Genomic DNA, 21,722 nt, shown 5'->3' on the forward strand with positions numbered 1-21,722 from the left:
GATTGCTTCACCTGACAGGCCGGTGTGTTTGCCGTTGTGCCGTGTCAGTGGAGGCGCATTATAGGGAGTTAATTCCCGCTGACAACCCCTAATTTCAAAAAACTTTTCAACCGTCTCTTTTTTCAACAAAGCGTGGTAAAAAGCGGCATAAATTGCCGATTTCGCTGTTTTTACCACCACTGAAAGGTATCGAATGGCATACTAACCAGTGAAATAAAGAAATAAGGAAGTAAAAATGCCGCTAAACGCACAACAACTTGCCGCGCAGAAAAACATCTCCTGGGTTCTGGCTGAGAAACTGGCGCAACAAATCCTGAAGGGAGAATATGCTCCAGGAAGTATTCTGCCGGGTGAGATGGAGCTGGGTGAGAAGTTTGGCGTAAGCCGCACCGCGGTCAGAGAAGCGGTAAAGACATTAACCGCAAAAGGGATGGTGCTTCCCCGCCCGCGTATTGGTACTCGCGTCATGCCGCGCGGAAACTGGAACTTCCTTGATAAGGAACTGCTCTCCTGGTGGATGCATGAGGATAACTTCCAGGACGTTGTTCAACACTTTCTCATTATGCGCAGCAGTCTTGAGCCTCAGGCGTGTCTGCTCGCCGCCACGCTGGGTAGCGCGGAACAAAAAGCGTATCTCAATACATTAATGGAAGAGATGGTGTTGCTGAAAAAGAACTTCAACCGCGAACGCTGGGTAGAAGTCGATATGGCATGGCATGAACATATTTATGCGATGAGCGATAACCCGTTTCTTATTTCATTCTCCACACTGTTTCATTCTATCTATCACACCTACTTTACCTCTATTACACAAAATGAAGTGGTCAAGCTCGACCTTCACCAGGCGATTGTGGACGCCATCCAGGAAAGCGATGGCGACAGCGCGTTCCGGGCGTGCCAGCTATTATTGAATACGCCGAATTAACAGGACCAGGTATGACAGAGAAGAAAGCGCGCAGTATGGCCGGCCTGCCGTGGATTGCGGCAATGGCTTTTTTTATGCAGGCACTGGATGCCACGATCCTTAACACCGCACTCCCCGCAATAGCACAAAGCCTTGGGCGTTCCCCTTTAGCAATGCAATCGGCGATTATCAGCTACACACTGACCGTCGCCATGCTTATCCCCATGAGCGGCTGGCTGGCCGATCGCTTCGGCACACGGCGCGTCTTTATGCTGGCAGTTAGCCTGTTTACCCTTGGCTCGCTGGCCTGCGCACTTTCTAATTCATTACCGATGCTGGTCGTGTTCCGCGTGATTCAGGGGATCGGCGGCGCGATGATGATGCCGGTTGCACGCCTGGCTTTACTTCGGGCTTATCCGCGTAGCGAATTGCTGCCGGTACTGAACTTCGTCACCATGCCAGGGCTGGTCGGGCCGATTCTGGGACCGGTAATGGGCGGCGTGTTAGTCACCTGGGCAAGCTGGCACTGGATCTTCTTAATTAATATTCCGATTGGCCTCGCCGGTCTGTTTTATGCCCGCAAATACATGCCGAACTTCACCACGCCACGCCGCAGTTTCGATATGGGCGGTTTTTTCCTGTTCGGTTTGAGCCTGGTGCTGTTCTCAAGCGGAATGGAGTTGTTCGGTGAGAAGCTGGTCGCCAGTTGGATCGCTTTTACTATCATTCTGAGCGGCATTTTGCTGCTACTGGCCTACGTTCGCCACGCGCGCCGCCATCCAACGCCGCTGATCTCACTCAACCTGTTTAACACCCGCACCTTCTCCGTCGGGATCGCCGGGAACATAGCTTCGCGGTTGGGTACCGGCTGTGTTCCTTTCCTGATGCCGCTGATGTTACAGGTGGGGTTCGGGTATCCGGCATTGATCGCCGGTTGCATGATGGCTCCCACCGCGCTGGGTTCTATCCTCGCAAAATCGATGGTAACCCAGATATTGCGCTGGCTTGGTTACCGTAAAACACTGGTGGGAATCACGCTGTTTATTGGTTTGATGATTGCCCAGTTCGCCTTACAAACACCGGCAATGGCAATATGGATGCTGGTATTGCCGCTGTTCATCCTCGGGATGGCAATGTCCACGCAGTTCACCTCAATGAACACTATTACGCTTGCAGACTTAACTGACGAGAACGCCAGCAGCGGTAATAGTGTGCTGGCGGTAACACAGCAACTGTCGATTAGCCTCGGCGTGGCGGTTAGCGCAGCGGTGCTGCGTTTCTATGAAGGGTTTGACAGCACAAACACAGTGGAGCAATTCCACTACACCTTTATCACTATGGGCGCGATCACGCTGATTTCCGCGTTAGTGTTTATGTTGTTGAAAGCAAAAGATGGTCGCAACCTGATTAAAGAACGGCACAAAAAGTCAGGCTGAGCCGCGCTCCATCAATATTGGCGTGAGCTGCAAACGCTGCTGTTGCAGGCCAGGCTCCGCAATGCGGTGAATAAGCACATCAATCGCCAGCTCACCCAGTTCATCTTTCGGCTGATGAATAGTGGTGAGCGGCGGCGTCATGTAGCGCGCCAGTTCAATGTCGTCATAACCGACGATCGCCATATCCTGCGGGATTTTCAGCCCCGCCTGGTACAGCGCCTGATAGGCGCCAACGGCCATCGCATCATTACCAATAAATACCGCCTGCGGGCGTTCGTGCATTGCCAGCAGTGCCTGCATCGCGTCGAAACCGCCGCCAAACTCAAAATCGCTCTCGATCTCATCCCCTTCACGGATCACCAACCCGGCACGGGCCATCGCTTCGCGATACCCTTCCAGGCGCAGACGTGCAGGAGTCTTATCCAGCGGACCGGTAATGCAGGCAATACGCGTATGGCCTTTGTTGATCAAATACTGGGTCGCCATATCGCCGCCGAGCAACGAGTTGTCCTGAATCAGATCGCTGTCGCCGTCGAAGGGCGCCCAGTCCATCATTACTGTGGGAATTGAAGGGTAGCGCTGCATAATCTCTTGCGAAGGCTGGTGCGTTTCGGTACACAGCAACAACAACCCATCGACGCGTTTTTGCATCAATGTTTCCAGGTTGCGGTTCATCCGCTGCTCGTCACCCTCGGTGTTGCACAGCACCAGACTGTAACCCCGCTCGAAGCAGCTACGCTCCACGCCGCGTACCAGCTCCGAGTAAAAGGGGTTAGTACTGGCGGTGATCAGCATGCCAATCGTACGCGTCTGGTTGATCTTCAGGCTACGCGCGATAGCAGAAGGCGCGTAATTCAGCGTCTTGATCGCCGTTTCCACTTTTTCGCGGATAGCCTCACTGACAAAGCGATCTTTGTTAATTACGTGGGAAACGGTTGAAGTGGAAACGCCCGCCAGGCGGGCAACATCCTTCATGGTCGCCAAGCGTCACCTCTGCGAAGAGAGAAAATCGTCAATCTCATTGCGCCACGGCACAGACGGTTGCGCACCCTTACGCGTGACGGCAATCGCCGCCGCCGCATGAGCAAAACGAATCGCCTCATCCAGAGGTTTATCTTCCAGTAGCGCGGTCAGCAACGCGCCGTTAAACGTGTCACCCGCCGCAATGGTGTCGATGGCTTTCACTTTAAAGCCCGGTACGCGTTTGCCTTCGCCATTAACGCTGGCCCAGACACCACGGCTACCGAGAGTAATGATCACCGTTTTAATACCTTTGGCGTGCAGCGCCTGTGCAGCCCGCGCGGCGTCTTCGTCGCTGGACACCTTAATTCCGGTGAGTTTTTCCGCTTCGGTCTCATTTGGCGTGATGATATCCACCAGCGCCAGCAGTTCATCGGAAAGCTGGCGCGCCGGTGCCGGATTCAGCGCCACGGTGGTATTGTTCTGATGCGCAATACGCGCCGCAGCCAGTACGCTTTCAACCGGTGATTCCAGTTGCATTAACAGCGCAGAAGCCTGCGCAATCAGGTCATGCTGCGCGTTGACGCGATCAATTGAGAGCGCCGCATTCGCTCCCGCATGAATACCGATAACATTCTCACCTTCACCGTTGACGAAAATCAGCGCAACACCTGTGGATTCGCCCGCGACAACGCTCACCGGCGCAACATCAATATTGTCGCTCTCAAGCTGTTTACGCACGCGCGCACCGGTATCGTCATCGCCGGTACAGGCGATAAACGCAATATCCGCACCGCTACGTCCGGCAGCTACCGCCTGGTTTGCCCCTTTACCGCCAAAAGCCACCTGATACTGGTTGCCTGTCACGGTTTCGCCCGGAGTAGGGAAAGATTCAAGGTTAAGAATGTGATCGGCATTGATACTGCCAAGGACAACGAGTTTGCCTGCGGTTTTCATGATGAGCTTGTCCGTAAAATGCGCCACCTTTCGGTGGCGCGTGCCATGCTTTTCTTTTTTGTATTGTCCCTCCAGCGGCGGGATTGCGCCCTCCACCAGAATGACGAATTACTGCTTAACCACCAGCTTCAGATCAACCGGGTTTTTGGCGTAGACTTTTTCACCTTTCAGCACTTTGTCTGCGGTATCCACGCCTTTCGCGCCGATCTGCTCCGGCAACTGAGCGATAGTCGCCGCCAGTTTACCGTCGTTAACCGCTTTCACGCCGTCTGGCGTACCGTCAAAGCCGACCACCATCACATCAGTTTTACCGGCAGTTTGCAGTGCGCGCAGCGCACCCAGCGCCATTTCATCGTTCTGTGCGAAAACAGCCTGCACGCCCGGATGCGCGGTCAGCAGATTCTGCATCACGTTCAGGCCTTTAGTGCGGTCGAAGTCAGCCGGCTGGCTGGCCAGCACGTTGAATTTGTGCGCAGCAACTGCCTGCTGGAAGCCCTCACCACGTTCACGTGCAGCGGACGTCCCGGCAATACCCGCCAGTTCGATCACTTTCGCGCCTTCGCCCGCTTTCTTAGCAATGTAATCACCGGCGATTTTGCCGCCCAGTACGTTATCAGAAGCGATATGGCTTACCACTTCGCCGCTGGAAGCCACACGGTCAAGGGTGATTACCGGGATTTTCGCCTGGTTTGCCATTTTCACAGCATTACCTACAGCGTCGGAATCGGTCGGGTTGATCAGCAGCAATTTGGTGCCGCGCACGGTCAGGTCCTGCACGTTCGCCAGCTCTTTCGCCGGGTTGTTTTGCGAGTCCAGTACCACCAGGTCATAACCCAGTTTGTCCGCTTCTTTCTGCGCGCCATCCTTCAGGGAAACGAAGAACGGGTTGTTCAGCGTGGAAATCACCAGAGCAATAGAGTCTTTCGCCATCGCGTTTGCGCTTACGGTGGCGCTCAGTGCAACAGCAGAAACCAGAGTGGCCAGTTTTTTCATGTTCATTTTCATGAGTCCTGTTGTGTAGGTAATTACTGCTTTTTGTTGTCTACCAGCACCGCAAGCAGAATCACCACTGCTTTAACGATCATCTGGTAATAGGAGGAAACGCTCAGCAAATTCAATCCATTATTGAGGAAGCCAAGGATCAATGCGCCGATTAGTGTACCGACAATACGTCCTTTGCCACCTGCGAGACTGGTCCCACCCAAAACAACCGCAGCGATAGCATCCAGCTCATAACCTGCTCCCGCAGTAGGTTGCGCCGAGGAAAGACGCGCCACTTCAATAATGCCCGCCAGCGAGGCCAGAAGGCCGCACAGGGAGTAAACGATAACTTTGACTTTATCAACGCTGATACCGGACAAGCGCGTCGCCGCCTCGTTACCGCCTAATGCATAGATATAGCGGCCCAAACGGGTGTGATGCAACAGATACCACGCCGCGATAAAGACGATGGCCATCAGCCATACCGGTGTCGGAATACCGAACGGCCGACCAATACCGAACCAGCCAAACACATCCGCGTTATCAGTAAAACCGGTATTCACCGGGCTACCGTTGGTATAAACCAGCGTCACACCACGCAGCAGCAACATCATCACCAGCGTGGCGATAAACGCCTGCACGCGGCCTTTCGCGACAATCGTACCGGTCAGTGCGCCAACAGCCGCACCGAGCGCCAGCGCGCCGACAACCGCCACCAGCGCGTTAACTTCCATTCCCACCAGCGAGGCGGCAACCGCGCCGGTGAGCGCTAACAGGGAACCGACGGACAGATCGATCCCTGAGGTTAAAATAACCAGCGTCATACCGACCGCCATAATGGCGTTGACCGAGGTCTGTTGCAGAATGTTTAACAGGTTATTGACGGTAAAAAAGTTGGGGCTCATGGTCGAGACAATCGCAATCAGCACCAGCAGGGCAATCAACGATTTTTGTTCCATCAACCATGCTTTGGTGAAATAACGGCGACCAGAAACAGCCTGGGTAGTCATCTTTTTTACTCCTGATTCACACGATTAAGCTTGCCCACAGCGGCAGCCATCAACACTTCCTGAGTGGCCTGCTCGCGCGTGAATTCACCGCCGAGATGCCCTTCATGCATCACCATTATGCGATCGCTCATGCCCAGCACTTCCGGCATTTCGGAGGAGACAAGAATGATGCTCAGGCCATCGGCCTTGAACTGGTTAATTAACTGATAAATCTCTTTTTTCGCCCCAACGTCGACACCTCGCGTCGGCTCGTCGAGGATCAGCACTTTCGGCCGCGTCATCAGACCGCGAGCAATCGCCACTTTTTGCTGATTCCCGCCGGAGAGCAAACCAATGGCCTGCTCCATAGAAGGCGTTTTCACATTAAACAGACGAATAAAATCATTTACCGCCTGCTGCTCATCTTTGTGTTTCAGCGTACCGCCCGCATGACTGAAATAACGCAGCGCGGTCAGCGACATATTCTCTTTCACGGACATGCCGAGCACTAAGCCATCGCGCTTGCGGTCTTCCGAAATATAAACAATGCCGTTTGCCAGCCCGTCCTGCGGTGAGCGGGTGATCACTTCATGGCCGTCGAGCGTGACATAACCGCTGGTGCGCGGCAGCGCGCCATACAGCACTTTCATCAGCTCGGTGCGCCCCGCGCCCATCAATCCGGCCACGCCAAGAATTTCGCCTTTACGCAGTGTGAAACTGACGTTTTCCACGCCCGGCCCACAGAGCTTATCAACGGTAAGGCGAATTTCGCCCGGCGCTTTATCCAGCCGCGGATATTGATCTTCCAGTTTGCGGCCTACCATCATTTCAATCAGCGTATCTTCGGTCAGCGTGGCTACTTCGCGTTCGGCAATAAATTGCCCGTCACGAAAGACGGTCACGTCATCGCAAATCTCGAAGATCTCTTTCATGCGGTGAGAAATATAGACGATGCCGCGCCCCTGCGATTTCAGCTCGCGAATGACGCGAAACAGCGATTCGGTTTCGGTATCGGTCAGGGCATCGGTTGGCTCATCCATAATGATGACCTGCGATTCGTAGCTCATCACTTTGGCGATTTCGACCATCTGCTGATCGCCAATCGACAGTTCGCCGACCAGCCGCTCGCTTTTAAACCGCAGATTCAGCTTCGCCAGCAGTTTGTCAGCTTCGGCAAACATCTTTTTCCAGTCGATTTTGCCAAAGCGATTCACAAACTCGCGGCCGAGAAAGATGTTCTCGGCAATGGTGAGTTGCGGGATCAGGTTCAGTTCCTGGTGGATGATGCCAATACCGGCTTCCTGGGAGGATTTCGGCCCGGTGAAGGTGGTTTCTTTGCCTAACCACAGCAGCGAACCAGCGTCACGGGTGTAGATACCCGTCAGCACTTTCATCATCGTTGATTTGCCGGCGCCGTTTTCACCCACCAGCGCCATTACACGGCCTGGGTAAACATTCAGCGCCGCGCCGGAGAGGGCTTTTACGCCGGGAAAGGCTTTGTCGATGCCTTTGAGTTGTAGTAACGCGTCCATGATGGCCTCAGAAGGTCACGCCAGCACAGAGAATGATATTCGCAAACGGGGAACACTCCCCGCTGCGAATCACCGCATGACTGTCCGCGGTGTGTTTTTTAAATTGCTCGTGCGTAACGTACCGCACTTCTATGTTATTTCCCTGGTGTTGCTGCAGCTGCTCAATATGCTTGAGCAACGTTTCATGGAGCTGCGGATTATGCTGCTTAATCTCCGAGGCGATAATCGCGGACTCAACCTGCATTTCCGCCGTCACCACTTCCAGTACTTGCATAAAGGAAGGCACGCCCTGCGTTAATGCCATATCAATACGTTGCGTGTTACGCGGCACCGGCAACCCGGCATCACACACCACCAGCGAATCGGTATGACCAAGACGAGAGATGACTAACGAGATATCAGCGTTAAGCACACGACCTTTTTTCATTTTTTATGCTCCATCAGCGAAACGTTTCGCTGGATGCAGTGTAGTACGAAGAATGTGCAGAAAACCATCTTGCCGTTACAGAAGTGTGATCGATATCGAAACGTTTCGCTTGTCGAAATGATGAAAAAAACAGCTTTCCTGTTTTAAGTGAAATAGACAGTAATTAATAGCAAAAACCCCTTATAGAGAGGGGTTTTATTAGCATTAAATTTCGACCTGCGTTCCCAGTTCTATCACCCGGTTTGGCGGGATCTCAAACTGGTCTGGTGCACGCAACGCGTTGCGCTGCAGCACCAGATAAAGCTTACCGCGCAGACGCAAATACCAGGGACGTTTGCCCAGAATCAACGACTCATGCGACATAAAGAACGAGGTTTCCATCATGCGACAGTTCAGCCCTTCCAGCCCGCAACGGTGGAACACCTCTTCCACATTTGGCGTTTCGCGCCAGCCGTAGCTCGCCACCACACGCCAGAAAGTCGGCGACAATTGCTCAATCTGCACCCGGCGTACATTGTGCACGTACGGCGCATCTTCAGTACGCAGGGTCAGCAGGATCACTCGCTCATGCAGCACCTTGTTGTGCTTCAGGTTATGCATCATCGCGAACGGAATAACGTTCAATGCCCGCGACATATACACCGCTGTGCCCGGTACGCGCACCGGCGGTGATTTCTCCAGCGAGGCAATCATCGCCTCCAGAGAGTTACCGTGTTCATGCATACGGCGCAGCAGGCGGAAACGCTCGCTCTTCCAGGTCGTCATGACCATGAACATCACCAGCCCCAGGGTTAATGGCAACCAACCGCCGGAGACGATTTTATCGAGGTTCGCCGAGAACAGCGGCACATCGATAGAGAGGAATAAAAGCAGAAGCAGCCCCACCAGCACTTTGTTCCAGTGCCAGTTTTTGCGCGCCACCGTGGTGGAGAGAATGGAGGTCAGCACCATCGTACCGGTTACGGCGATACCGTACGCCGCCGCCAGGTTACTGGAGTGCTCAAAGCTGACAATAACCAGCACCACCGCAAAGTAGAGCAGCCAGTTAATGAACGGGATATAGATCTGCCCGGATTCCATCTCCGAGGTATGGATGATGCGCATCGGTGCCAGATACCCCAGACGCACGGCCTGGCGCGTCAGCGAGAACACGCCGGAAATCACCGCCTGCGAGGCAATCACCGTCGCCAGCGTGGCGATAATCAGCATTGGGATCAGCGCCCATTCCGGCGCAAGCAGGAAGAAGGGGTTTTTAATCGCTTCCGGCGTTTTCAGTAGCAACGCGCCCTGGCCAAAGTAGTTCAGCACCAGCGACGGCAGCACAACGATAAACCACGCCACGCGGATCGGCAGCTTACCGAAGTGGCCCATATCCGCATACAACGCTTCCACCCCGGTGATCGACAGCACCACCGCGCCCAGCGCCACAAAGGAGATAGCTTTATATTGCAGGAAGAAGTTCACCGCCCAAACGGGGTTCAGCGCCTGCAACACCTCAGGATTATCAATAATGCTGCGTGCACCGAGCACCGCGAGAATCAAAAACCACGCCAGCATAATGGGCGCAAACAGCTTACCCACAAGACCAGTACCGTGTTTCTGGATCGCGAACAGCAGGGTTAACACCACAATCGACAGCGGCACAATCCAGGCGTCGAGCGAAGGCGCGATAATTTCCAGCCCCTCTATCGCCGACATCACCGAGATGGCGGGTGTGATGACCACTTCGCCATAGAAGAAGCTGCCGCCAATCAGTCCCATGATCACCAGCACCGAGGTCATCCTTGCGGATGTATTGCGCCCGGCCAGCGACATGAGGGTTAAGATCCCGCCTTCACCGGCGTTATCCGCCCGCATGACAAAGGTCAGGTACTTAATGGAGACAACGAAAATTAGCAGCCAGAAGATGAGCGACAGAAAGCCGAACACAGCATCCCGTTCAACACCAAAGCCGAACTGACCGGACAAACATTCACGAAGTGTATAAAGCGGGCTGGTACCGATATCACCGTAGACAACCCCAATCGCCGCAAGCGTAACCGCGGGCAATGATTGCTTATTATCAGTGCTCATAGACTAATCTTTTAATTGAATGCCACAATGTGTGCTTAGTCCCTTGGCCCACAAAAAGCGCACAGTATGCACGATTATTTGCGAAATCGTACCCCTAAATGCGGCCACATTAATCTGGCGCAAAGAAAATAAAGCCGTTCTTCAGTCTATTACAAGCCCTTTCAGGAACGTCTATACTCGCTTTTGCAAGCCGGATAACACGGCGAAAGGACGCAAATCTATTATGGCTCACTCACATTTATTAGCAGAAAGAATTTCCCGCTTAAGCAGCGCACTGGAAAAAGGACTCTTCGAGCGCAGCCACGCCATTCGCCTGTGTTTGCTGGCGGCACTCAGCGGTGAGAGTGTGTTTCTTCTTGGCCCGCCGGGCATTGCCAAAAGCCTGATTGCTCGCCGTCTGAAGTTTGCCTTCAAACATGCCCGCGCTTTCGAATATTTGATGACCCGTTTCTCCACACCGGAAGAGGTGTTTGGCCCGCTTTCCATTCAGGCGCTGAAAGATGAAGGTCGCTATGAGCGTTTAACCAGCGGCTATTTACCGGAAGCTGAAATTGTCTTTCTGGATGAGATCTGGAAAGCCGGTCCGGCCATTCTCAACACCCTGCTGACCGCAATTAACGAACGGCGTTTTCGCAATGGTGCCAGCGAAGAGAAAATACCCATGCGCCTGCTGGTGGCCGCCTCAAACGAACTGCCCGAAGCGGACAGCAGCCTTGAAGCGCTGTATGACCGCATGTTGATTCGCCTGTGGCTCGACAAAGTACAGGAGAAGGGCAATTTCCGCTCGATGCTGATTAGCCAGCAGGATGAGAACGACAATCCGGTGCCAGCTGAGTTGCAAATCACCGATGAAGAGTACGCCAGCTGGCAACAGGAGATTGGCAAGGTCAAACTGCCGGATAATGTCTTTGAGCTTATTTATACGTTGCGCCAGCAGCTTGATGCGTTGCCGAGCGCGCCGTATGTTTCCGATCGTCGCTGGAAAAAGGCTATCCGCCTGTTACAGGCCAGCGCCTTTTTCAGCGGTCGCGATGCAGTCGCGCCGATTGATTTAATCCTGCTGAAAGATTGCCTGTGGCACGATGCGGAAGGCATGCGTCTGCTGGAGCAGCAACTGGAAGTATTGATGACCGGGCACGCCTGGCAGCAGCAATCGATGATTGCGCAGCTCACCACAATTTCGCAGCGCCACCTGCAACTTCAGCAACAACAAAGCGACAAAACAGCACTCAAAGTGAGCCGTCAGGGCGGGATGTTCAGCCGTAAGCCGCATTATGAGTTACCCGCCGGTTTAACCGAACCGGTGTTGACCCTCCTTCTGCAACAGCCGTTAAAACTGCATGATTTGCAGGTTATCCACGTCACTATTGAACGCGGTGCGCTGGAGCAGTGGCTGGCGAAAGGCGGTGAGATCCGCGGCAAACTCAACGGCATTGGTTTTGCGCAAGTGCTGAATCTGGAAGTGGATACCAGCCTGCATCTGTTGATCCGCGACGTCAGCCTGCAAGGATCGCGTCTTGCCCTGCCCGGTGGCAGTACCACTGAAAATGTGCCGGAAGAGATCAAGCAACAACTGGAAGCACTGGACAATACCTGGCACCAGCAGCACACCCGCTTTAGCGAACAGCAAAAATGCCTGTTTATTGCCGCCGACTGGTTAGGTCGCATTGAAGCCAGCCTGCAGGATGTCAGAGCGCAGATCCAACAGGCGCGGCAATGCTAACGCTGGAAACTCTGAATGTAATACTCACCATCAGTGAGGAGGCGTTAGTTGAAGAACTTATCGTCCTCCTGCTGGCTTCACCGCAACTGGCGCTGTTTTTCGAAAAATTTCCAAAACTTAAACATGCGATAATAGAAGATGTGCCGCGCTGGCGCGAGGCACTGAAAAAGCATCTGAAAGAGGCGGAAGTACCGCCGGAGCTGGCGCAAGAGGTGCTTAGCTACCAGCAAAATCAGTTGCTTTCGACTTCGCAATTTACTATTCAGTTGCCACAAATTCTGGCATTGCTGGATAAGCTGCACTCCCCTTTTGCCACCCAGGCGCGACAAATGGTTGCCGATAACCCGGTTTTCACGCCCGCGCTGCATACCCTGTTTTTGCAACGCTGGCGGCTGAGCCTGGTGGTGCAAACTACCGCTTTCAACCAGCAGTTACTGGAAGAGGAGCGTGAGCAGCTGCTCAGTGAAGTGCAGGAACGCATGACGCTCAGCGGCCAGCTAGAACCGGTTCTGATCGAAAATGAAAATGCCGCAGGCAGGCTATGGGATATGAGCGCAGGGCAGCTCAAACGCGGTGATTATCAGTTGATCGTGAAGTACGGTGATTTTCTCAAAGAGCAACCGGAACTCCAGCAACTGGCGGAACAGCTTGGCCGCTCACGGGAAGCCAGGTCGGTGCCGCGTAAAGATGCGCCGATGGAAACCTTCCGCACCATGGTGCGCGAACCGGCAATCGTACCGGAGCAGGTTGACGGACTGCACCAGAGCGACGATATCCTGCGCTTATTGCCGCCGGAGCTGGCAACGCTGGGTATCACCGAACTGGAGTATGAGTTTTACCGGCGGCTGGTGGAAAAACAGTTGCTGACTTATCGCCTGCATGGCGATGCCTGGCGGGAAAAAGTGACGGAACGCCCGGTCGTTCACCAGGATTTTGACCAGCAACCGCGCGGCCCCTTCATTGTCTGTGTCGATACCTCCGGCTCCATGGGCGGTTTCAACGAACAGTGCGCCAAAGCGTTCTGCCTGGCGTTAATGCGCGTGGCGCTGGCGGACAAACGGCGCTGTTTTATTATGCTGTTTTCCAGCGAAGTGGTGCGCTATGAACTTACCAGTGCGCAGGGGCTGGAGCAGGCGATCCGTTTTCTCAGCCAGCGCTTTCGCGGTGGCACCGATCTGGCGAGTTGTTTTCGCGCGATCATCGAACGGATGCAGGGCGGAGAGTGGTATGACGCGGATGCAGTGGTGATTTCGGATTTCATCGCCCAGCGCCTGCCGGACGATGTCGTCAGTAAGGTAAAGGAACTCCAGCATATTCATCAACATCGCTTTCACGCGGTGGCGATGTCGTCCCACGGCAAGCCCGGCATCATGCGTATCTTCGACCATATCTGGCGCTTCGACACCGGGATGCGCAGCCGCCTGTTACGGCGCTGGCGGCGTTAAAGCAGGCCGGAAACCTGCTCGCGGACGTGCGCAGGCCACACGCCACACTGCACTTGCCCGATGTGCGGTAATTGCAGCAGCAGCATGGTAAGGCGCGATTGACCGATGCCGCCGCCGATAGTTTGTGGCATCTCACCGCGCAACAGCGCCTGGTGCCACTCCAGTTGTAAGCGATCTTCATCGCCGGTCAGCTTTAACTGGCGTTTTAAGGAGTCGGCATCGACGCGAATGCCCATCGACGACAGTTCCAGCGCGTCTTCCAGTACCGGGTTCCACACCAGAATATCGCCATTCAAACCGCTGAAACCCGCTTCCGCCGCCGTGCTCCAGTCATCATAATCCGGCGCACGCACATCATGACGCTTGCCGTCGCTAAGTTTGCCGCCAATGCCCATCAGGAACACCGCGCCCAGCTCTTTCGCGATCGCTCTCTCGCGACCTTTGGCGTCGAGATGCGGAAAGCGGCTGAGCAGCGCTTCGCTGTGCACAAAGTGGATCTGCTCTGGCAGGAACGGTGCCAGACCAAATCGCTCGCTGACGGCAGCTTCAGTCTCTTTGATCCCTGACCAGATCGCCTCTACAGTGCTTTTTAACGTGGCCAGCTTGCGTTGATCATCACCGAGTACGCGTTCCCAGTCCCACTGATCCACATAGACGGAGTGAATAGAAGAAAGGCGATCTTCATCCGGGCGCAGGGCTTTCATGTGCGTGTATAGCCCTTCACCGGCGCTGAAGTCGTGCTGGCCAAGCGTCTGACGTTTCCATTTAGCCAGTGAATGCACCACTTCGAAACGGGCATCCGGTAACGTTTTCACATTGACCTGTACCGCTTTTTCACACCCCGACAGGTTATCCTGCGTGCCATCACCCACGCGGCTAAGGATCGGCGCCTGAACTTCAATCAGCCCCAGTTTCTCCTCAAGCTGGCGAGAGAAAAAAGATTTCACGAAAGCAATCTGACGTTGTCTGGCGATGTAAGCGGTTTTCATTATGTTACTCCTGTGTCCTGTTGCTATACATTAAGCAATAAAACATCGCAATAACTCAATAATTCACAATTAAAAAGCCGGTAACGCTTTTGATTCGTTAATACAGTAAGCTAAAATAGAAAGAATCATTATTCTTCATAAGAAAATTCTATGGAAAATTATCAGATCGACAATCTGGACCGCGGCATCCTGGATGCCTTAATGGCAAATGCGCGTACCGCCTATGCCGAGCTTGCCAAACAGTTCGGCGTCAGCCCCGGCACCATTCACGTGCGCGTAGAGAAAATGAAGCAGGCAGGGATCATTACCGGTGCGCGCATTGATGTAAGCCCGAAACAACTGGGATATGACGTCTGCTGTTTTATCGGCATTATTTTGAAAAGCGCCAAAGATTACCCCTCCGCGCTGGCGAAGCTGGAAAGTCTGGAAGAGGTGACCGAGGCTTATTACACCACCGGGCACTACAGCATCTTTATTAAGGTAATGTGTCGATCCATTGACGCCTTGCAGCAGGTACTTATCAACAAGATCCAAACAATTGATGAAATTCAATCCACGGAGACGCTGATCTCCCTGCAAAACCCGATCATGCGCACGATCCGCCCTTAACCGGGCGTTTTCATCCTCAAATAATACCCGTATTGTCCACAGGTAGATCCCAGCCCATTCACAGCGTACAATGCCCCCCTATTTATCGCCGAATGGCGGGTAAAACGGAGCGGGCTTCATGGCAGACATCACTCTTATTAGCGGCAGCACCCTTGGCGGCGCGGAATATGTGGCAGAACATCTGGCGGAAAAGCTGGAAGACGCGGGTTTCAGTACCGAGACGCTGCACGGCCCGCTTTTAGAGGATCTTGCTTTGCAGGGCACCTGGCTGGTGGTGAGTTCAACCCATGGTGCGGGCGATCTGCCCGAAAACCTGCAGCCGCTTTTAGACGATTTGAACGCGCAAAAACCGGATCTCTCCCAGGTACGCTTTGGCGCTATCGGTATCGGTAGCCGCGAATATGACACGTTCTGTCAGGCGATCGAAAAACTGGAAGCTTCATTAACAGCGTGCGGAGCAAAACAGATCGGCGAAACGCTGAAGATCAACATCCTTGATCACGATATTCCGGAAGATCCAGCGGAAGAATGGCTGGGATCCTGGAAAAATTTACTCAATAACGATTAAAGATCGTGCGATCAGATGTGGATAACTATACTTAAAAGCACTGATCAACCGGTAGTTATCCCATTAGCAACTGCAGTTCAGTTTTTGACTTGTGTATAACTAGCCATTCTGATCCCAGCTTATACGGTTCAGGATCACCGATCATTCACAGCTAATGATCCTGACTAATGACTTGATCTTAAAGTGATGATCAGGGTTATCCACAGCACCTGTCGATCCTAATAAGAGATCACAATAGAACAGATCTCTACATATAAAAGATCTTCTTTTTAATAGCCGGGATCCGATCCTTTCTCACTGGACTAAAGTTGAGTAGAATCCACGGCCCAGGCTTCAATCCAATTTCTAACCGCTCAGGCGAGGCATACCACCATGTTTTATCCGGATCCTTTTGACGTCATTATCATTGGCGGGGGTCATGCAGGCACTGAGGCCGCGATGGCCGCAGCGCGTATGGGTCAGCAGACCCTGCTGTTGACACACAATATCGACACGCTGGGGCAGATGAGCTGCAACCCGGCGATCGGCGGTATTGGGAAAGGACACCTGGTAAAAGAAGTGGATGCGCTCGGCGGGCTGATGGCGAAGGCGATCGATCAGGCGGGTATTCAGTTTAGGATACTAAACGCCAGCAAAGGCCCGGCAGTCCGTGCGACACGAGCGCAGGCAGACCGCGTGCTTTACCGTCAGGCAGTGCGCACAGCGCTTGAAAACCAACCGAACCTGATGATCTTCCAGCAGGCGGTTGAAGATCTGATCGTCGAAAACGATCGCGTTGTGGGTGCCGTGACCCAGATGGGGCTCAAATTCCGTGCGAAAGCGGTGGTGCTGACCGTAGGGACCTTCCTCGACGGTAAAATCCATATTGGTCTTGATAACTACAGCGGTGGTCGTGCGGGCGATCCGCCATCGATTCCGCTGTCGCGTCGTCTGCGCGAACTGCCGCTGCGCGTCAGCCGCCTTAAAACCGGTACACCGCCGCGTATTGACGCGCGCACTATCGATTTCAGCGTTCTGGCCCAGCAGCATGGCGATAACCCGATGCCGGTGTTCTCGTTTATGGGCAACGTCGCGCAGCATCCGCGTCAGGTGCCGTGCTATGTCACGCATACCAATGAAAAAACCCACGATGTGATCCGCAATAACCTCGATCGCAGCCCGATGTATGCCGGTGTTATCGAAGGGATCGGCCCGCGTTACTGCCCGTCGATCGAAGATAAAGTCATGCGCTTTGCCGATCGCAATCAGCACCAGATCTTCCTTGAGCCGGAAGGACTAACCTCCAACGAAATTTACCCGAACGGTATCTCCACCAGCCTGCCGTTTGATGTGCAGATGCAAATTGTGCGTTCCATGCAGGGGATGGAAAACGCGAAGATTGTTCGCCCTGGCTACGCCATTGAGTACGACTTCTTCGATCCGCGCGATCTGAAACCTACGCTTGAAAGTAAATTTATTCAGGGTCTGTTCTTTGCCGGCCAGATTAACGGCACCACCGGGTACGAAGAAGCTGCGGCCCAGGGGCTGCTGGCGGGGCTTAATGCCGCGCGCTTCTCTGCCGAAAAAGAGGGCTGGGCGCCGCGTCGCGATCAGGCTTATCTTGGCGTGCTGGTGGACGATCTCTGCACCCTGGGGACAAAAGAGCCGTACCGTATGTTTACCTCTCGCGCGGAGTACCGCCTGATGCTGCGCGAAGACAATGCCGATCTGCGCCTGACGGAAGCGGGTCGTGAACTGGGTCTGGTGGATGACGAGCGCTGGGCGCGTTTCAACGAAAAACTCGAGACTATCGAGCGTGAACGTCAGCGCCTGAAATCTCAGTGGGTATCGCCAGCCTCTGAACATGCGCCTGCGGTCAACGAACATCTGACTGCACCGTTATCGCGCGAAGCCAGCGGCGAAGATCTGCTGCGTCGTCCTGAGATGACCTACGAGCAACTGGTTCAGTTGGCGCCGTTCGCTCCGGGCCTGGACGATCAACAAGCTGCCGAGCAGGTGGAAATCCAGGTGAAATACGAGGGTTATATTGCGCGTCAGCAGGATGAGATCGAAAAACAGCAGCGCAATGAGAACACGCTGTTGCCCGCAACGCTGGATTACCGCCAGGTTAACGGGCTTTCCAACGAAGTGATCGCTAAGCTTAACGATCACAAACCGTCGTCCATTGGCCAGGCATCACGCATTTCCGGTATCACCCCGGCGGCGATCTCCATTCTGCTGGTGTGGCTGAAAAAACAAGGTATGCTGCGCCGTAGCGCCTAATCTTACTTATCTGCCCGGTTTTACCGGGCATTTTAATTCCACAGGTAACAACCGTGCTTAACAAACTCTCTCGTCTGCTCGATGAAGCAGGTATTTCGTTGTCCGATCACCAGCAACAACAACTGGTGGCTTACGTCGAACTGCTGCACAAATGGAACAAAGCGTACAACCTGACTTCCGTACGCGATCCCAACGAGATGCTGATCCGCCATATCCTCGACAGTGTTGTGGTTGCGCCTTACCTGCAAGGTTCACGCTTTATTGACGTCGGGACCGGCCCCGGATTACCTGGCATTCCGTTGTCTATCGTATGTCCTGAATCGCACTTCACGTTGCTCGACAGCCTTGGCAAACGGGTACGGTTTTTACGCCAGGTTCAGCATGAATTGAAACTGAGCAATATCGAACCGGTGCAGAGTCGTGTCGAAGATTTCCCGGCAGAACCGCCATTTGACGGTGTTATCAGCCGCGCTTTTGCTTCGCTGAATGACATGGTGAACTGGTGCCGGCATTTGCCTGGCGAAGAAGGGCGTTTCTATGCGCTTAAAGGGTTAGTGCCGGAAGAGGAAATTGCGCTGTTACCCGCTGATTTGTGTGTAGAAACAATTGTTAAACTGCATGTTCCGCACCTGGATGGCGAGCGTCATTTAGTCGTCGTTAAAGCAAATAAAGTTTAATTTTTATCAAAAAATGTATCATTCGTGCGGTTGCCGCGATGTTAAAAAACGACATTAAAAACGGTGATACGTTCAGTTACATTTAACCGTATTTTTACCAGGATTTTTCTGACATTTAACGCTGGGAATTTTATTCACGCTTAAAATAATCAACTGTGAAAATATCAGTCCGCTAAAAATCGGCCTCGATAACCAAATGTTGTTGTTAAATAATTATTAAAAATGTCAATAAATCGTTTTCATAGTAGATGCGAGTGTTTTAAAAAGAGTTGTGATAAATCGGCTTAAATATCAGAAAGATGAAAAGTATCAAATTCCTGCTGCGATAAATAAGGCGAGTGCATAAATGTTTATTTTGTGACCGAGTGCACGCTTTGCCAGCAGGAATTTCGCGTTATTTGCACTTTTGCTCGAAGGTTCACAGTTTCTGCAAAAGTTTAAAAATAGCGCTTGGGAAAAATATTTAAACATTTATTCACCTTTTCGCTACTTATTGTTTGAAATCACGAGGCCGCACCGTATAATTTGACCGCTTTTTGATGCTTGACTCCGGGCCCCAAAGAACGTTTTATACGACACGCGGCATACCTCAAAGGGAGCAGGAGTTAAGAAACGCAATGTCTGTGTCGCTCTATAGTCGAAACGTTGCTCGCAGGCTTCTGCTTATTCAGTTTCTGGCAGTAATGGCAAGTGGATTGCTGTTTAGCCTCAAAGACCCCTTCTGGGGCATTTCCGCCGTGTGCGGAGGTATGGCAGTCTTACTGCCGAATATGTTGTTTATGATTTTTGCCTGGCGTCATCAGGCGCATACACCCGCTAAAGGCCGCGTGGCCTGGACCTTCGCCTTCGGTGAAGCGCTCAAGGTGTTGATGACATTCGTGTTACTGGTGGTGGCGCTGGCGGTTTTCAAGGTGGCTTTTTTGCCGCTGATAGTCACGTGGGTTTCGGTGCTGGTAGTTCAGATACTGGCACCTGCTGTAATTAACAACAAAGGGTAAGAGGCATCATGTCTGCAGGAGAATACTCAACACCGCAGGAGTACATCGGTCACCATCTGAATAACCTTCAGATTGACCTGCGTACCTTCTCACTGGTGGATCCGCATAACCCCCCGGCCACTTTCTGGACGCTGAATATCGACTCCATGTTTTTCTCAGTGGTTCTGGGTCTGTTGTTCCTGGTGATGTTCCGTAGCGTAGCGAAAAAAGCCACCAGCGGTGTCCCGGGGAAATTCCAGACGGCGATTGAGCTGGTGATTGGTTTTGTTCATGGTAGCGTCAAAGACATGTACCACGGCAAAAGCAAGCTTATCGCACCACTGGCCCTGACGATCTTCGTCTGGGTATTCCTGATGAACCTGATGGATCTTTTGCCTATCGACTTCCTTCCGTGGATTGGCGAGCACGTCCTGGGTCTGCCTGCACTGCGCGTGGTGCCGTCTGCTGACGTCAACATCACCCTGTCGATGGCGCTGGGCGTATTTATCCTGATTCTGTTCTACAGCATCAAAATGAAGGGTATTGGCGGTTTCGCTAAAGAGCTGACTCTCCAGCCGTTCAACCATCCGGTATTTATTCCGGTAAACCTTATCCTTGAGGGCGTGAGCCTGCTGTCCAAACCGGTTTCACTCGGTCTGCGACTGTTCGGCAACATGTACGCGGGTGAGTTGATTTTCATTCTGATCGCGGGTCTTCTGCCGTGGTGGTCACAGTGGGTTCTGAATGTGCCGTGGGCCATTTTCCACATCCTGATTATTACGCTGCAAGCCTTTATCTTCATGGTTCTGACGATTGTCTATCTGTCGATGGCATCCGAAGAGCATTGATTTTTAACAACACTACTACGTTTTAACTGAAACAAACTGGAGACTGTCATGGAAAACCTGAATATGGATCTGCTGTACTTGGCTGCCGCTGTGATGATGGGTCTGGCGGCAATCGGTGCTGCGATCGGTATCGGCATCCTCGGGGGTAAATTCCTGGAAGGCGCTGCGCGTCAGCCGGATCTGATTCCTCTGCTGCGTACTCAGTTCTTTATCGTAATGGGTCTGGTGGATGCTATCCCGATGATCGCTGTGGGTCTGGGTCTGTACGTGATGTTTGCTGTCGCGTAGTAAGGGTTGCTTTTCAAGCAATTGTTTAGAACGTTAACCAGATAAGAGGCATTGTGCTGTGAATCTAAACGCAACAATCCTCGGCCAGGCCATCGCGTTTGTCCTGTTCGTTCTGTTCTGCATGAAGTACGTATGGCCGCCGTTAATGGCTGCCATCGAAAAACGTCAGAAAGAAATTGCTGACGGTCTTGCTTCCGCAGAACGAGCTAAAAAGGACCTTGACCTTGCACAGGCCAATGCGACCGACCAGCTGAAAAAAGCGAAAGCTGAAGCTCAGGTAATCATTGAACAGGCGAACAAACGTCGTTCTCAGATCCTGGACGAAGCGAAAGCAGAAGCCGAGCAGGAACGTACCAAAATCGTGGCGCAGGCGCAGGCGGAAATTGACGCCGAACGCAAACGCGCCCGCGAAGAGCTGCGTAAGCAAGTGGCTCTGCTGGCAGTAGCCGGCGCCGAGAAAATCATTGAGCGTTCCGTGGATGAAGCTGCTAACAGCGACATCGTGAATAAACTGGTCGCTGAACTGTAAGGAGGAGGGGCTGATGTCTGAATTTGTAACGGTAGCTCGCCCCTACGCCAAAGCAGCTTTTGACTTTGCCGTCGAAACTCAGAGCGTTGACCGCTGGCAGGATATGCTGGCGTTCGCCGCCGAGGTGACGAAAAATGAAGACATGGCAGAGCTTATCTCCGGCGCGTTAGCACCGGAAACGCTCGCTAAGTCGTTTATCGCAGTTTGTGGGGAGCAACTTGACGACAAAGGTCAGAACCTGATCCGGGTGATGGCTGAAAATGGTCGAATCAAAGTGCTTCCTGATGTTCTTGAGCAGTTTATTCAGTTACGCGCAGCCAGCGAGGCTATCGCAGAAGTCGAAGTGACTTCCGCGTCCGCACTGAGTGAAGAACAGCTTTCGAAGATCCGCGCCGCGATGGAAAAACGTCTGTCACGCAAAGTGAAGCTGAATTGCAATATCGATAAGTCTGTAATGGCAGGCGTAATCATCCGTGCGGGTGATATGGTCATTGATGGCAGCGTACGCGGCCGTCTTGAACGCCTTGCAGACGTCTTGCAGTCTTAAG

At 53.1% G+C, this 21,722-nt stretch carries 21 protein-coding genes and 1 pseudogene; 13 read left to right on the top strand and 9 right to left on the bottom strand.

Annotated elements, in window-relative coordinates; genetic code table 11:
- Positions 1–180 (bottom strand): annotated as a pseudogene (locus tag DFO56_RS25045) (hypothetical protein); the annotation flags it as partial.
- Positions 181–235: 55 nt separating this feature from the next.
- On the opposite strand from DFO56_RS25045, the gene DFO56_RS23505 reads away from it, so the two are divergent.
- Entirely contained in the window at positions 236–925 is a 690-nt protein-coding gene (locus DFO56_RS23505) for a FadR/GntR family transcriptional regulator (RefSeq protein ID WP_020455877.1), read from the top strand.
- An 11-nt stretch (positions 926–936) separates the two neighbouring features.
- Positions 937–2,340, top strand: a complete 1,404-nt coding sequence (gene mdtD / locus DFO56_RS23510) for a multidrug transporter subunit MdtD (protein WP_020455876.1) — start codon at positions 937–939, stop codon at positions 2,338–2,340.
- Here the strand turns inward: mdtD and rbsR are convergent.
- The 7 genes from rbsR to kup form a co-directional block, all read right to left on the bottom strand.
- Complete coding sequence (rbsR, locus tag DFO56_RS23515) at positions 2,332–3,324, bottom strand: ribose operon transcriptional repressor RbsR (protein WP_097407231.1); 993 nt, start codon at positions 3,322–3,324, stop codon at positions 2,332–2,334. The genes mdtD and rbsR overlap by 9 nt on opposite strands.
- A 3-nt stretch (positions 3,325–3,327) precedes the next feature.
- Positions 3,328–4,257 (bottom strand): ribokinase, encoded by a 930-nt coding sequence (gene rbsK / locus DFO56_RS23520; RefSeq protein ID WP_045514651.1) that lies wholly within the window; start codon positions 4,255–4,257, stop codon positions 3,328–3,330.
- A 108-nt stretch (positions 4,258–4,365) separates the two neighbouring features.
- Positions 4,366–5,256, bottom strand: a complete 891-nt coding sequence (gene rbsB / locus DFO56_RS23525) for a ribose ABC transporter substrate-binding protein RbsB (RefSeq protein WP_045514654.1) — start codon at positions 5,254–5,256, stop codon at positions 4,366–4,368.
- A 26-nt stretch (positions 5,257–5,282) separates the two neighbouring features.
- The gene (gene rbsC / locus DFO56_RS23530) at positions 5,283–6,248 is read right to left on the bottom strand and encodes a ribose ABC transporter permease (RefSeq protein WP_020455873.1); all 966 of its coding nucleotides are present in this window, start codon (positions 6,246–6,248) and stop codon (positions 5,283–5,285) included.
- Between the two features lie 5 nt (positions 6,249–6,253).
- Positions 6,254–7,759 carry a ribose ABC transporter ATP-binding protein RbsA gene (gene rbsA / locus DFO56_RS23535; RefSeq protein WP_020455872.1) on the bottom strand — a complete coding sequence of 502 codons (1,506 nt, stop codon included), beginning with the start codon at positions 7,757–7,759 and terminating at the stop codon, positions 6,254–6,256.
- A 7-nt stretch (positions 7,760–7,766) separates the two neighbouring features.
- Complete coding sequence (gene rbsD / locus DFO56_RS23540) at positions 7,767–8,186, bottom strand: D-ribose pyranase (RefSeq protein WP_045514636.1); 420 nt, start codon at positions 8,184–8,186, stop codon at positions 7,767–7,769.
- A 204-nt stretch (positions 8,187–8,390) separates the two neighbouring features.
- Complete coding sequence (kup, locus tag DFO56_RS23545; RefSeq protein WP_020455870.1) at positions 8,391–10,259, bottom strand: low affinity potassium transporter Kup; 1,869 nt, start codon at positions 10,257–10,259, stop codon at positions 8,391–8,393.
- 223 nt (positions 10,260–10,482) lie between these two features.
- On the opposite strand from kup, the gene ravA reads away from it, so the two are divergent.
- Together ravA and viaA are read left to right on the top strand one after the other, a co-directional pair.
- On the top strand, positions 10,483–11,982 hold the full coding sequence (gene ravA / locus DFO56_RS23550; protein WP_045514638.1) for an ATPase RavA: 1,500 nt from the start codon (positions 10,483–10,485) through the stop codon (positions 11,980–11,982).
- Positions 11,976–13,427 (top strand): ATPase RavA stimulator ViaA, encoded by a 1,452-nt coding sequence (gene viaA, locus DFO56_RS23555; RefSeq protein WP_045514640.1) that lies wholly within the window; start codon positions 11,976–11,978, stop codon positions 13,425–13,427. The genes ravA and viaA overlap by 7 nt, the downstream gene beginning before the upstream one ends.
- Here viaA and asnA read toward each other — a convergent pair.
- Positions 13,424–14,416 (bottom strand): aspartate--ammonia ligase, encoded by a 993-nt coding sequence (asnA, locus tag DFO56_RS23560; RefSeq protein ID WP_045514642.1) that lies wholly within the window; start codon positions 14,414–14,416, stop codon positions 13,424–13,426. The genes viaA and asnA overlap by 4 nt on opposite strands.
- Positions 14,417–14,566: 150 nt before the next feature.
- Here asnA and asnC point away from each other — a divergent pair, with 150 nt between their 5' ends.
- The 9 genes from asnC (at position 14,567) to atpH (ending at position 21,721) form a co-directional block, all read left to right on the top strand.
- Positions 14,567–15,025, top strand: coding sequence for a transcriptional regulator AsnC (gene asnC, locus DFO56_RS23565; RefSeq protein WP_007369362.1), 459 nt, complete (start codon positions 14,567–14,569; stop codon positions 15,023–15,025).
- Positions 15,026–15,143: 118 nt separating this feature from the next.
- On the top strand, positions 15,144–15,593 hold the full coding sequence (gene mioC, locus DFO56_RS23570) for an FMN-binding protein MioC (RefSeq protein ID WP_045514644.1): 450 nt from the start codon (positions 15,144–15,146) through the stop codon (positions 15,591–15,593).
- A gap of 372 nt (positions 15,594–15,965) precedes the next feature.
- Positions 15,966–17,855, top strand: a complete 1,890-nt coding sequence (mnmG, locus tag DFO56_RS23575) for a tRNA uridine-5-carboxymethylaminomethyl(34) synthesis enzyme MnmG (protein ID WP_045514646.1) — start codon at positions 15,966–15,968, stop codon at positions 17,853–17,855.
- Positions 17,856–17,908: 53 nt separating this feature from the next.
- Positions 17,909–18,532, top strand: a complete 624-nt coding sequence (rsmG, locus tag DFO56_RS23580) for a 16S rRNA (guanine(527)-N(7))-methyltransferase RsmG (protein ID WP_045514648.1) — start codon at positions 17,909–17,911, stop codon at positions 18,530–18,532.
- Between the two features lie 617 nt (positions 18,533–19,149).
- The gene (gene atpI, locus DFO56_RS23585) at positions 19,150–19,530 is read left to right on the top strand and encodes a F0F1 ATP synthase subunit I (RefSeq protein ID WP_017458042.1); all 381 of its coding nucleotides are present in this window, start codon (positions 19,150–19,152) and stop codon (positions 19,528–19,530) included.
- Between the two features lie 8 nt (positions 19,531–19,538).
- Positions 19,539–20,357, top strand: coding sequence for a F0F1 ATP synthase subunit A (gene atpB / locus DFO56_RS23590; protein ID WP_020455863.1), 819 nt, complete (start codon positions 19,539–19,541; stop codon positions 20,355–20,357).
- Between the two features lie 48 nt (positions 20,358–20,405).
- A complete protein-coding gene (atpE, locus tag DFO56_RS23595) occupies positions 20,406–20,645 on the top strand; it encodes a F0F1 ATP synthase subunit C (protein ID WP_007369368.1) in 240 nt (79 codons plus the stop codon).
- A 58-nt stretch (positions 20,646–20,703) separates the two neighbouring features.
- Positions 20,704–21,174 (top strand): F0F1 ATP synthase subunit B, encoded by a 471-nt coding sequence (atpF, locus tag DFO56_RS23600; RefSeq protein WP_017458044.1) that lies wholly within the window; start codon positions 20,704–20,706, stop codon positions 21,172–21,174.
- Positions 21,175–21,187: 13 nt separating this feature from the next.
- Positions 21,188–21,721, top strand: coding sequence for a F0F1 ATP synthase subunit delta (atpH, locus tag DFO56_RS23605; protein WP_017458045.1), 534 nt, complete (start codon positions 21,188–21,190; stop codon positions 21,719–21,721).
- Position 21,722 lies beyond the last annotated feature (1 nt).

The organism is Kosakonia sp. AG348 (assembly GCF_003337365.1).
Taxonomy (GTDB): domain Bacteria; phylum Pseudomonadota; class Gammaproteobacteria; order Enterobacterales; family Enterobacteriaceae; genus Kosakonia.